The sequence below is a fragment of the Cellulomonas gelida genome (assembly GCF_006538725.1).
GTDB lineage: Bacteria > Actinomycetota > Actinomycetes > Actinomycetales > Cellulomonadaceae > Cellulomonas > Cellulomonas gelida.
This window is the reverse complement of record NZ_BJLQ01000032.1, coordinates 1-12,477: the sequence shown is the minus strand read 5'-3', so window position 1 is coordinate 12,477 and position 12,477 is coordinate 1. Positions and strand designations below refer to the sequence as shown.

At 74.1% G+C, this 12,477-nt stretch carries 10 protein-coding genes and 1 tRNA gene; 8 read left to right on the top strand and 3 right to left on the bottom strand.

The genetic code is table 11. From position 1 onward, the window contains the following. Positions 1 to 26 precede the first annotated feature (26 nt). On the bottom strand, positions 27 to 1,031 hold the full coding sequence (locus tag CGE01nite_RS12935) for a zinc-binding dehydrogenase (protein WP_141371315.1): 1,005 nt from the start codon (positions 1,029 to 1,031) through the stop codon (positions 27 to 29). 218 nt (positions 1,032 to 1,249) lie between these two features. Here CGE01nite_RS12935 and CGE01nite_RS12930 point away from each other — a divergent pair, with 218 nt between their 5' ends. From CGE01nite_RS12930 to CGE01nite_RS12900, 7 genes are all read left to right on the top strand, one after another. Next, the gene (locus CGE01nite_RS12930) at positions 1,250 to 5,962 is read left to right on the top strand and encodes an ATP-binding protein (RefSeq protein WP_141371314.1); all 4,713 of its coding nucleotides are present in this window, start codon (positions 1,250 to 1,252) and stop codon (positions 5,960 to 5,962) included. 82 nt (positions 5,963 to 6,044) lie between these two features. Then, positions 6,045 to 6,494: a roadblock/LC7 domain-containing protein gene (locus CGE01nite_RS12925; RefSeq protein WP_048342676.1), complete on the top strand. Its 450-nt coding sequence runs from the start codon at positions 6,045 to 6,047 to the stop codon at positions 6,492 to 6,494. A 14-nt stretch (positions 6,495 to 6,508) separates the two neighbouring features. Continuing rightward, positions 6,509 to 6,886 (top strand): DUF742 domain-containing protein, encoded by a 378-nt coding sequence (locus tag CGE01nite_RS12920; RefSeq protein ID WP_048342677.1) that lies wholly within the window; start codon positions 6,509 to 6,511, stop codon positions 6,884 to 6,886. Then, positions 6,867 to 7,478, top strand: a complete 612-nt coding sequence (locus CGE01nite_RS12915; RefSeq protein WP_048342678.1) for a GTP-binding protein — start codon at positions 6,867 to 6,869, stop codon at positions 7,476 to 7,478. Before CGE01nite_RS12920 ends, CGE01nite_RS12915 begins: the two co-directional genes overlap by 20 nt. A 112-nt stretch (positions 7,479 to 7,590) precedes the next feature. Continuing rightward, positions 7,591 to 8,046: a PIN domain-containing protein gene (locus CGE01nite_RS12910; RefSeq protein WP_229747301.1), complete on the top strand. Its 456-nt coding sequence runs from the start codon at positions 7,591 to 7,593 to the stop codon at positions 8,044 to 8,046. A 27-nt stretch (positions 8,047 to 8,073) separates the two neighbouring features. Continuing rightward, positions 8,074 to 9,474 carry a DUF2252 domain-containing protein gene (locus CGE01nite_RS12905; RefSeq protein ID WP_141371313.1) on the top strand — a complete coding sequence of 467 codons (1,401 nt, stop codon included), beginning with the start codon at positions 8,074 to 8,076 and terminating at the stop codon, positions 9,472 to 9,474. 260 nt (positions 9,475 to 9,734) lie between these two features. Continuing rightward, positions 9,735 to 9,825, top strand: a tRNA-Ser gene (locus CGE01nite_RS12900). A gap of 212 nt (positions 9,826 to 10,037) precedes the next feature. Here CGE01nite_RS12900 and CGE01nite_RS12895 read toward each other — a convergent pair. Further along, positions 10,038 to 10,370 carry an SHOCT domain-containing protein gene (locus tag CGE01nite_RS12895; RefSeq protein WP_048342681.1) on the bottom strand — a complete coding sequence of 111 codons (333 nt, stop codon included), beginning with the start codon at positions 10,368 to 10,370 and terminating at the stop codon, positions 10,038 to 10,040. A gap of 61 nt (positions 10,371 to 10,431) precedes the next feature. Beyond that, positions 10,432 to 11,328 (bottom strand): DUF6325 family protein, encoded by an 897-nt coding sequence (locus tag CGE01nite_RS17365; RefSeq protein ID WP_229747300.1) that lies wholly within the window; start codon positions 11,326 to 11,328, stop codon positions 10,432 to 10,434. A gap of 87 nt (positions 11,329 to 11,415) precedes the next feature. Between CGE01nite_RS17365 and CGE01nite_RS12885 the strand changes: the two genes are divergently transcribed. Further along, positions 11,416 to 12,477: winged helix-turn-helix domain-containing protein (locus CGE01nite_RS12885; RefSeq protein ID WP_371857585.1), on the top strand; the 1,062-nt coding region annotated here is incomplete at its 3' end.

Here is a 12,477-nt window from a genome sequence, read left to right as displayed (position 1 = left end):
TGACGGCCGTGGAGCGTGCACGGCCGTCAGGGCAGCAGGACGAGCTTGCCGAACACCTCGCCGCTCTCGAGCAGCTCGTGCGCGCGGCGCGCGTCGTCGAGCGGGAGCGTCGCGTGCAGGACGGGGCGCAGCCGGCCGTCGAGCACGAACGGCCACACGCGCTCGCGCACCTCGGCCATGATCCGTGCCTTGTCCGCCGGCTCGCGTGAGCGCAGCGTCGTCGCGATCACGCGACCGCGGCGGGCCATGAGGGCACCGAGGTCGAGCGTCCCGCGACGACCCTTCTGCAACCCGATCACGACGAGCCTGCCGCCGGTCGCGAGCACGCGGACGTTGTCCTCGAGCCCGCCGGCGCCCAGCACGTCGAGCACGACGTCGACGCCGCGGCCGTCGGTCGCGGCGAGCACCTGGTCCGCGAGGTCGTCGGCGCGGTGGTCGAGGACCACGTCGGCACCGAGCGCCGCGACGCGTGCCACGCGCTGCGGCCCGCCCGCGGTCGCGACGACGCGCAGCCCCAGCAGCCGGGCGAGGGGCACCGCGATCGAGCCGATGCCGCCCGAGCCGCCACGCACCAGGATCGTCTCGCCCGCGCGGGCGTCCGCCTCGCGCAGGTTCGACCACACGGTCGCGAGCGCCTCGGGCAGCGCCGCGGCCTCGGCCGACGAGAGGCCGTCGGGTACCGGCAGCGTGAGCGCCACGGGGGCGACGACGTGCTCGGCGTAGCCGCCACCGCCGAGCAGCACCGCGACCCGGTCGCCGACCGCGCACGCGGCCGGACCCTCGCCCGTCGTCGGACCCTCGCCCGTCGTCGGACCCAGGGCCTGGACGACCCCCGCGGCCTCGAGGCCAGGCCACGGCGGCGAGCCGGGCGGCGAAGGGTAGGCGCCTGCGCGCTGCAGGAGGTCCGCGCGGTTCACCCCCGCGGCCGCGACCGCGACCAGCACCTCGCCCGGACCCGGGCTCGGGACGGGCACCTCGCGGGGCACGAGGACCTCGGGTCCCCCCGGCTCGGCGACGACGACGGCACGCACGCTCCGCACCTTACGGGCGATCCGGACCCCTCGAACGGTCGAACCCGTGCCGGGGCGTGCCAGGTTGTCCCGGTTCGTCGTATCCCTCCGGGTGAGGTCCGTGGCAAACTCTGGCGCGGGCTAATGGTCGATCGTCCAACGGCCGATACTGCGGCACGGGTGATCCATCGTCGTGTCCGCGCCGACGGAGCCCCGTGTCAGGCGAGGAAGGGAACGAGATGCTGCGACGACTTGGCATTAGAGCCAAGGTGCTGGCCGTACTGGCCGTGCCGATGCTCGTGCTCGTCCTTCTCGGTGTCTACATCTCCGTGAGCGCCCTCGACGAGATGAACGAGGCGCGCGCGACGCAGAGCGTCACGACCACGCTGCGCGCGTACATGCCGCTCGGGCAGGCGATCGACACGGAGTACATCGTGTCGATGACGAGCAACGACCCCGAGGCGATCAAGGCCGCGCAGGCCGCCACGGACGTGGCGCTCGCCGACGTGCGCAAGTACACGGCCAAGCTCCCGCTCGACCGGTTCCCCACCGCGCTGGTGCAGCAGTTCGACTCGGTGCAGGCCGACTACGAGACGACTCTGCCCGCCGCACGCCTCGCGGTGGAGCGCGGTGGTGTGTCCTCCGTGGTCCGCGCCAACTTCCAGACGATCGAGCGCGGTCAGCTCGAGCTCGTCGCCCAGCTCGCGGAGATCTTCCCGAACCGTGAGGTCGCCGCGGCCGTCACCGGGTACCGCACGCTCTCGCAGACGTCGACGGACCTCGTCGCCGAGCTGATCCAGGGCTCGAGCCTGCTCGCCGGCACCATCAGCCCCGCGCTCGGCGCGGTGTACCAGGAGAAGGTCGACGCGGTCGAGCTCAGCCGCACGTCCGCCGCCATCGCGCTCAACCGGATGCCCGGCGACCTGACGCTGCCCAAGGGCCAGCCCACGTCGCTCTTCATCTCCCAGCGCGCGCAGCTCGCCTCGGGCGAGCTCGAGTCGGTCCAGAAGGTCGACCCCGCCGCCTACGCCGCGGAGGTCGAGGCCCAGACCACCGCGCTCGTCGGGGTCGCCGAGGACGCCATCCAGCAGGCGCAGGTGCTCGCCGCCGCCGACGTGGACGCCGCGACCCAGCGGACGTACGTCACCGTCGCCGCCACGATCCTCGCGTTCGTCCTGTCGCTGCTCCTCGCGCTCGTCGTCTCCCGGTCGATCGTCATCCCGCTGCGCCGCCTGACGTCGGCCGCCTCCGACGTCCGTGAGCGCCTGCCCCAGATCGTCGAGCAGGTGGCGACCCCCGGTGAGCAGCCGGACGTGCAGCTCGAGCCGATCCCCGTCAACTCGCGTGACGAGGTCGGTCGACTGGCCCAGGCGTTCAACTCCATGAACTCCACCACCGTGCGCGTCGCCCAGGAGCAGGCCGCCCTGCGTGGGTCCATCGCGGAGATGTTCGTCAACGTCGCTCGTCGCGACCAGGTCCTCCTCAACCGCCAGCTGTCGTTCATCGACTCGCTCGAGCGCTCCGAGGAAGACCCGAACACGCTGGCGAACCTGTTCCGCCTCGACCACCTCGCCACCCGGATGCGTCGTAACGCCGAGTCGCTCCTCGTGCTCGCCGGCATCGACTCGGGTCGTCGTCTGCGTGACTCGATGCCGCTGTCCGACGTGATCCGTACCGCCTCGTCCGAGATCGAGCAGTACGACCGCATCGAGCTCGACCTGCAGGTCGACCCGCACATGCTCGGCTTCAACGCGCTGCCCGCGGCGCACCTGCTCGCCGAGCTGCTCGAGAACGCCACGGTCTTCTCCGAGCCGGAGACGCCCGTCACGGTCACCACCGGCGTGTCCGGCCAGTTCGTCGCGGTCCGCATCCGCGACCACGGCCTCGGCATGACCGAGGAGGAGATCGTCGCCGCGAACGCGAAGATCGTGTCCTCCGGCGCCGGTGACGCGCTCGGCGCCCAGCGCCTGGGCCTGTTCGTGGTCGGCCGCATCGCCCAGAAGCTCGGCGCCGCCGTGCGTCTGGCGAAGGCCGAGGGCGGCACGGGTACCGACACGACCGTGCTCCTGCCCGCGTCGCTGTTCGCCTCCAACGAGTCCACGGCCTACGGTGCCCCGTCGATCGCGGCCGAGGTCGCCGCCGCGGCCGCCGAGGCCCCCGAGGTCGCACCCGTCGACCTCGCCGCGCTCACCGACGGCGAGACGTCGCTCGGTCTGCCGCGCCGTCGTCGCGGCGAGGGCGAGCCGTCCGCGGACTCCGCGCCCATCCCCGTCGCGAGCTCCGGCCTGCCGACGCGTGGCGGCGGCGAGCTGCCGGCCCGTCCGCGCAAGACGTTCGACGAGAACGCGATCGTCCTGCCCGAGACCGCGGTGCCGACGCTCTCGCCCGACCTGTCGTCGTCCGCTCCCGACTGGGCCCCCGCGACCCTGCAGTCGGTGTCGGGCACCGGTCTGCCGAGCCGCGCCGCGCGCTCCGCTTCCCCCGCGATCACCCCCGCGGCTCCGGCAGCGCCTGCGCCGGACGAGACGCCGGCCATCCCGACGCCCGCCGCGCGTGCCGGCCTGTTCTCCGGGTTCCGCGGACGCTCCGCGTTCGGCGACGGCGAGGGCAGCGATCAGGTGCGCGCCCCGTGGATGTCGCTCGGCGCGCACGGTCTGCCGCCCGCCGCCGGTGACGTCCCTGCGCTCGCGCAGGACGACGAGCCCGCATGGGCCCCGGAGGACTCCGCGCCGACCCAGCTCGAGGTCCCCGGCCTGGTGCCCGACGACGAGCCCGAGGCCGCCGAGGCCGAGCCCGCCGCCGTGTCGCAGGACTGGGCCCCGACGTTCGTCGAGGACGAGGCGCCGGCCGAGCACACCTACGCCGAGCAGGCCCACGCCGAGCCGACGTACGCCGAGCAGCACGAGGCCTCCGCCGCGCCGATCGCGTACGAGGACGAGGCCGTCGAGACCCAGACGCCCGCCGCTGAGGTCGCGTACGAGCCGTTCCAGGCCGAGCAGTCCGCCTACGAGCCCGAGCACGCGCAGCCCGAGTACGCGCAGCCCGAGTACGCCCGGTCCGAGTACGCGCAGCCTGCTGACGCGCCGCTCACGTACGAGCCCGCCGGCTACGCGCAGGCCGAGCACTCGTACGACGACCAGCCCGCGGCGCAGGACGAGCCCGCAGCCGCGGCCGACGAGCTGGCCGGTGACGAGCAGCCTGCCGCGTACGAGCCTGTCGGCTACGAGCAGCCTGCCGCGTACGAGCCTGTCGGCTACGAGCAGCCCGCTGCCTACGAGTCCGAGGGCTACGAGCCGGTGAGCTTCGAGCCGGCACCGACGGCCGCGATCGGCGAGCCGCTCGTCGCACGCGCCGCCGCCCCCGGGGCGACCGCGGACAGCTTCCCGCAGTGGGAGGCGCCGTCGGTCGAGCTCGCCGAGGCCGTCGCCGCACAGTCCGACGAGACGTACCAGCCCTCCAGCGAGCAGCCCGCCGCGTTCGCCGCCGCGCCGGTCGCGGAGGCGCCTCGCGTCGTGACGCCCACGCCGGTGCCGTACACGTCGTACAGCGGCTACGCGGGCTGGTCTGCCGCGGGCCGCGCGCAGGCGGAGGCAGAGCAGCCGTTCGACTTCGAGCGCACGCTCGACGAGGCCCGCGCCTGGCACACCGGCGCGATGCCGACGGTGGCTGAGCCGGCCGTCGAGGCGCCCGCCGCGCACGAGCCTGCCGCGTACGAGCCCGCCGCATACGAGCCCGTGGCCGAGGCGCCCGCGTACGAGCCGGCAGCCTTCCAGCCCGTGGCCGAGCCGGTGTCGCACCAGCAGGTCGCGGAGCCCGTGGCCTACGAGCCGACCGCGTACGAGCCCGTCGCCGAGCCCGTCACGCACGAGCCGGTCGCGCACGAGGCCGTCCAGCCCGAGCAGGCCGTCGAGCCTGCCGCGGCCTGGCAGGCACCCGTGTGGGAGGCGCCGACCGAGCAGCTCGCCGAGGCAGTCCCGGCCGAGCCGGCCGCCTACGAGGCGTTCACGGTGCCCGCCCTCGCCGAGGACGAGCCCGCGCAGGAGGCGGACCCGGTCTGGGCCGAGACGACGCCGGCGTGGGGTGCCCCCGCGTGGCCGTCGATCGCCGACGGTGAGCAGGGTGCGCAGTCGTACGCCCCGCCCGCCGCACCGCAGCCCGTGTTCGAGGCGCAGCCGGCCCCGGTCGAGCCGCAGCCCGTCGCCCCGGTCCAGCCCGTGGCCGAGCAGCCCGCCCCCGCCGCGCCGTGGGGTGCCGCTGCCGGGTTCGGTGCCGCCGGCGTCTCGGAGCTCGAGCACGCGGCGTCCGAGGACAAGGGCTCGAAGAAGCGCTGGGGCCTGTTCGGTCGCCGCAAGGGTGAGCAGGCCGCGGCGCCCGCGGCGAGCTTCACGCCCACGCAGGCGTCCGCGCCGGCGGCGCCGTCCTGGTCGTCGTCGGTCCCGGTGGAGCAGCCCGCGCCCGCCGAGCCCACGCGTCAGTCCGCGTGGTCCGCCCCCGAGCCCCCGGCGCCGCACGCGCCGGCCCCGGTGGCGCCCACGCCTCCCGCCGCCGGTGGGTGGGCGCCGCCCGAGTGGGCCGCCGCCCGCCAGCCCACGCCCGCCGCGACCACGGTCGACGTCCCCAACCCGGTCGTCCCGCAGTCGGTGGCTCCGCGCATCGGCACGCTCGACGACAACGTCGCCGCGATGCTGGCGCTGCGCTCCGACATCCAGGAGCAGGCGCTGTCCGAGCTGAGCCAGCTCTCGTCGTACCGGCCCAGCGTCAACAGCTCCGGCGAGCGCCTCACCAAGCGCGTCCCGACGGCCATGCCGCCGATCGCCCCCGAGCCCTCCGAGGCCGCAGGCCAGGGCCCGCAGCGTGACCCCAACGAGCTGCGGAGCCGCCTGTCGAGCTTCCAGTCCGGCACGTCCCGGGGCCGTCAGGCAGCGGGCGACTCGCCTCGGAGCTCGTCATGACCACCACCGCAGCTCCCCACATCGCCCCCGTCGTGGGGACGTTCGAACCCGCAGTCGTCGACTGCACCAGCAAGGAGGAAGTGTGACCGCGCTCAGCACCGAGGCAGCCAATTTCGGCTGGCTCCTGGACAATTTCGTCCGGACCGTGCCCGGCACTCGCCACACGCTTGTGGTGTCGGCCGACGGTCTTCTCATGGCGATGTCGGAACAGCTGGACCGCACCAGCGGCGACCAGCTGGCCGCGATCGTCTCTGGCATGTCGAGCCTGACCCGCGGCGCGTCGCGGCAGCTGCGTGCGGGGGAGGTGCGTCAGGCGATCATCGAGATGGACACGCTGTTCCTCTTCCTCATGACCGTCTCGAACGGCTCCGTCCTCGCCGTGGTCGCCGACTCGAGCTGCGACGTCGGCCTCATCGGATACGAGATGGCCATGCTCGTGTCCCGCACCGAGGCGACCCTGACCCCGCAGCTCATCTCCGAGATGCGTGGCCAGCTCCCCGTCGACGGCGCTACCCGAGCCCCGGCAGTCTGAGGAGCCCATCCTTCATGAGCGAGCACATCGAGTACGTCGCCCGAACGGTCCGGCCCTACGCCGTGACCGGCGGGCGCGTGCGCTCGGCGCGCTCCGACCTGCCGATCGAGGCGTTGGTCGAGGCGCTGCCTGACGCAGTGTCGAGTCAGGGTCTGCCGCCCGAGCGGCGCGCGATCCTGCAGCACGCGGCAAGCACGTACATCTCTGTCGCGGAGCTGTCGGCACTGCTCCACCTGCCGATCGGCGTGATCCGGATCCTGGTCTCGGACATGTCCGATCAGCAGCTCGTGCGCGTGCACACCTCACAGCCGGTCGAGGTCAACACCGGTGAGTCCCCCGCCCTGTCCCTGAGCGTGCTGGAGAGTGTTCTCAATGGCATTTCCGCCCTCTGACGCCGCGGTGGCCGCTCCGGCCGGAACCGCTGGCGCCGTCGCCCCCACAGTCGTCAAGATCGTCGTGGCCGGTGGTTTCGCCGTCGGCAAGACGACCTTCATCGGGTCCATCTCGGACATCGAGCCCCTCAACACCGAGGCCGCGATGACCGAGCACTCCATCGGCGTCGACGACGCCGGTGGTCAGTCGGACCGCAAGACCACCACCACGGTCGCCATGGACTTCGGCCGCATCGCGCTGCCGGGCTCGCTGTGGCTGTACCTGTTCGGCACGCCTGGCCAGGACCGGTTCCTGTTCATGTGGGACGACCTGGTGCGCGGCGCGATCGGCGCCGTCGTGCTGGTGGACACGGACCGTCTCGACCAGTGCTTCCCCGCGGTCGACTACTTCGAGAGCCGTGGCATCCCCTTCGTCGTGGGTGTCAACTGCTTCGACGGTGTCGCCAAGCACGCGCTCGACGACGTCCGCGAGGCGCTCGCCATCCCGGCGCACGTCCCGGTCCTCTACACGGACGCGCGTTCGCGTGCGGCCACCAAGCAGGCCCTGATCGCCCTGGTGCAGCTCGCGATGGAGCGTCTGCGCCAGCGCTGACCAGCGACGTCGACGGCCGACCACCCGTGTTCAGGGTGGTCGGCCGTCGGCGTTCGTGGGACGTGCGGGCAAGGCACGGCGCCGAGCGCGGCGCGTGGGCGATCATGGGATCGTGCCCCAGCGAACCGTCGGACGACCGCGCGTGTACGCGGACGGCTCGGCGCTGTCGCGGTACCTGCCGGGGGCACCGAACCGCGCGCCGTGGCTGATGTGGGCGCGGAAGAACGGGCCGAACCTTCTGACGACGCAGCTGGGCGTGAGCGAGCTGCGCGGCACCGCGCGCATGCACGACGCCGAGGCGCGGGAGATCGCGCAGCGCGTGCTCCTGGAGATCGAGGTCGTGCGCATCTCCGACCAGGCGGTCAATCGCGCGACCGACGTGGCGGGCGTCCTGCCGCCCTTCGTCGCCGTGCACCTGGGGACCGCTCTCGCGCAGCCGGACGTGACGGCGGTCGCGACGTACGACGCGCGGCTCGCGCGCGTCGCCGCGCTCTACGGCCTCGAGGTCGTGACGCCGGGCCGCCCGGACCGCTGGTGGGAGGACGACTCGACGCCCTGGCTGTCCTGACCGCGGGCGTGCCTCTACGGTGGCGGTGTGAGCACCCCGACGTCGGGAGTCGTCGAACCGGTCACGGCCGGCGCGGAGCGAGGACGCGCGGCGCGCGCGGCACTGCCCCGCGGGGGCCTGGCCGCGGTCGCGACCGACCGCCCGGGCCGGGACCCGGTCGCGGAGGTGCTCGCGCAGGAGGTCGACCGGCTGCCGGACCTCATCCCGCTGCGCCATGCGCGCATGGCCGCGTCACCGCTCGCGTTCTACCGCGGCACGGCGGGCCTCATGGCGGCGGACCTCTCGGGGAGCCCGCACACCGGCCTGCTCGCCCAGCTGTGCGGTGACGCGCACCTGAGCAACTTCGGCGTGTTCGGCACCCCCGAACGCCGTCTGGTCTTCGACCTCAACGACTTCGACGAGACGCACCCGGGCCCGTTCGACTGGGACGTGAAGCGGCTGGTGGCGAGCATCGAGGTGGCCGCGCGGGCCCTGGGGCTGGGCCAGGACGCGCGGCGGCGCGCGTGCCGACGCACCGCCCGCGAGTACCGCGAGGCGATCCGCTCCTTCGCGCAGGCCCGCGCGGTCGACGTCTGGTACGCGAGCCTGGACGCCGCGGACGCCGGCCTCGGACGCCGCCTGGGTCTGGACCCGACCGCTCGTCGCGGCTGGCAGCGCCTGACGAGCCGCGCGACGTCACGCGACCACCGGCAGGCGGCGGCGCGGCTGACGACGCTCGCACCCGAGGGTGAGCGCAGGTTCGTCTCGGACCCGCCTCTGCTGGTCCCGGCGAGCAGCTACCTGACCCCCGACGAGGTCGTCACGTTCCGCGCGGGCATGGAGCAGCTCGTCGAGCAGTGGCGGGAGAGCCTGCCCGCCGACCGGCGCCACCTCGCGGCGCGATACCGCGTCGTGGACGTGGCGCGCAAGGTCGTCGGGGTCGGGAGCGTCGGGACGCGCGCGTGGGTGCTGCTCCTCGTCGGGGCCTCGTCGGACGACGTCCTGGTGCTGCAGGCGAAGGAGGCGCGCGCGTCCGTGCTCGAGGCGCACCTCCCGCCCGGGCCGTACGCGCACCCCGGCCGGCGCGTGGTCGAGGGGCAGCGCCTCATGCAGGCGGCGAGCGACGTGTTCCTCGGCTGGCAGGACAGGGTGGGCCTCGACGGCGTGCCGCGTGCGTACTACGTGCGCCAGCTGCGCGACTGGAAGGGCGCGGTCGACGTCGAGCGCATCCGCCCCGAGGCGCTCGTGCCGTACGGGCGCGCGTGCGCGTGGACGCTGGCTCGCGCGCACGCGCGTTCGGGGGAGCGCGTCGCGATCGCGGCGTACCTGGGTTCGTCGTCCCGGGCCGACGAGGCGTTCGCGCGGTTCGCTGCGACGTACGCCGACCAGGTCGAACGCGACCACGCCACGTTCGCCACCGCGATCACCGCCGGCAACCTCCCCTCCTGACCCCCACCCACCCCGCCGCCACGCCCGCCCCGCCGGCTGCCACGCCCGCTGCTGCGCGCGCCGTCGCCACCAGGCGCGGCCCCGTCCCCGGTGCGGCCATCCCGTCGATGCAGGGATGACTGCAGCTTTGGTCGTGGTGGGGCGCCGCTGTTCTGCATCCATACCTGCATCGACCTCGCTCGATGGTGCGGCCGAGGGCTCGGATGGGTCGGGAGGGTGGGGGCTGTGGGAGACTCGTCGCCGCCGGTTCAGGCCGGCGAGGAGGGCTGGCTGAGCGGCCGAAAGCGACGGTCTTGAAAACCGTTAGGGCGGGACCTCTCGTCCTCAAGGGTTCGAATCCCTTGCCCTCCGCCCGACGACGCACGGCCCGCACCGGTGACGGGGCGGGCCAGGGGAGCGCGCGGAGAGCCGCGGCCGGCGAGCTCGCCGGCGGTGGCTGACCCCGCACGGGGAACGGCCGCCCCCGGCGGTGGCTGACGCCGCGCACGGAAGGGCCGCCCCCGACGGTCGGCGTGGTCGTCAGGGGCGGCCTGCGGCGTGAGGGCTCGCCCGCGTGCTCGTCGTCAGCCGAGGAGGCGGGCCTTCTGGGCGTCGAACTCCTCGGGCGTCAGCACGCCCGCGTCGCGCAACGAGGCGAGCTCCTTGAGCTGGGAGATCTTGTCGTCCATCGACGGTGCCGCCGCCTCCACGGGGACCGCGTACACGGTCTGCGGTGCGGCGTAGGCGGGTTGCGGCTCCGCGTACGCGGGCTGGGGCGCTGCGTAGCTGGGCTGCTGCGCCGCGGCGTCCTGCGCGGCCCAACGGCCCTGCTGGCGGCGCTGGACGCGGCCCGAGACCGCGCTGGCCGTCCCTGCGACCACTGCTGTGCGGGCGACCCCGCGGATCAGTCCTGGCACGTCGTCCTCCTGGTGGTTCGTGGTGCCGTACGTCGTGACGTCGCGGTGGACGTCGGGTGGCTCATGCGGTCTCGACGGCGTCGAGAGCCGCGAGGATCGCGGGGATCGGGATGCGCCCGCCGGCGACGACCTGGGCGCCGCCCTTGCGCAGCGCGGTGGCGAACGGGGCCGCCCAGGCGTTCTCGTAGACGAGCACGCCGGCCGCGGAGCCGGGGGTGAGCGCCACGCCGACCTCGTCGAGGTCGTCCTGCCCGACGAGCGACGACGAAGCGCCCTCGAAGATGGTCAGGTCGAAGTCGCCCGTCACGTCCAGGTCGGTGATCTCCACGCCGGACACGACGCCGTCATGGCCCTTGCGGACGAACGCGAGGTCGAGCACGCGGATGATGCCGCGCTCGACGAGGTCGACGAGCAGCGGGAACGCCGTCCCGTCGAGCCGGTCCTGGGGGAACTCGACGACGAGGTAGTCGACGGGCCCCATCTCCTGCAGGTCGACATCCATCTCTTCCTCCTCACGCACCGGGGCGGTCCCGGTGCCGTCGGTGCGCGTGAGCGGGAGCCACGCGTCGGGTGTGGTGTGGTCCGCTGCGCGCACCGCGGACTCGACCCGCGCGAGCAGGTCGGCGAGCTCGGCGTCCTCGAGCAGGTAGGTGTGCGAGCTCGCACGGGTCGCGGTCCGTTCGGCGCCGAGCATCCGTTCCATGAGCGGGCCCAGGGCGCCCCGGATGACGATCTCCACCTCGGGCGGGTCGTGCGTGTCGAGCGTGCGCAGGCCCCGCACGTCCAGGCCCAGCGAGCCGAGGCGCTGCAGCACCCCGAACAGGGCCGCGGTGTCCCGGATCTCCGCCACGAGAACCGTGTGCGCGGCGGCGCGCCGCACACCGGACTCCTCGAGCGCGTCCAGCTGGGCGTGCTTGACGGGCCCCTCGATCGTGAGCTCGATGATCCTGGACCGCACGGTGCCACCTCCCGCGCGTCCCACTGTGGCGACCCGCGCGCTTCGACAAATCACCCGAAAGGGGTGGATGACCCCTAGGCTGCGAACATGGCCGGGAGGGTGTCGGCGACCGCGGGGGCGGTCCGCCGGGGAGCACCGGGAGCGCCCGCGTTGGCCCGCGCGCGCCGCACGGTGCCACGCCAGGCGGGCGTCGTGCGGCGCCCGGCGATCGAGGCGCTGCTCGAGCGCGTGGTCGAGCGACGCCTCACGATCGTCACGGCCGGCCCCGGCTGGGGCAAGACGGTCGCGGTCGCGCAGTGGGCTTCCGCCACGGACAGGCGGGTGGTGTGGCTGTCGCTCGACCCGCACGACGACGCGCCGGGCGCCTTCTGGAGCGACGTCCTCGAGGCGCTCCGGTCCTGCGACGCGGTGCCCGACGACCACCCGTTGCATGCGTTGCGGGTGCCGCCGGGTGCGTCGCCCGAGTTCCGGTCACGCCTGTTCCGGGCGCTCGAGGACCTCCCGGAGCCCGTGGTGCTCGTGCTCGACGACTTCCACCACGTGACCCGCCCCGCGCTGGTCGAGGCGGTCGACGACCTCCTGCGCTACCCGTCGCCGTTGCGGCTGGTCGTCGTCACGCGCGTCGACCCGCTCCTGCGGGTGCACCGGCTGCGGGTCGAGAACGAGCTCGGGGAGGTCGTCGCCCAGGACCTCGCGTTCGACGCGCAGGCCGTCGCGGCGCTCGGGGCGCAGCGCGGGCAGACGCTCTCGAGCGACGACGTGGCGCGGGTGCTCGAGGGCACCGACGGGTGGGCGGTCGGCGTCCGGCTGCAGCTGCGCTCGTCGGGCGGCGTCGGCAGGGCGACGCGTCCGGACCAGGACGCCTCCGAGTACCTCGTCGAGGAGGTCCTGTCGCAGCTCGAGCCGGACGTGCAGCGGGTCCTGCTCATGACGAGCGTGACCCGGTCGACGTGCGCCGACCTCGTCGACGCGATCCTGCCGGGCGGTGCCGCGCGCGCGCAGTGGGAGACGTTCGTGCCGCACAGCACGTTCGTGACCGCGCTCGGGCCCGACGGCACCTGGTTCCGCTACCACCCGCTGCTGCGCGAGGTGCTCGTCGGGCGGCTGCGCACCACGGAGCCGGCTGACTGGCGGCTCGCGCACCGCCGA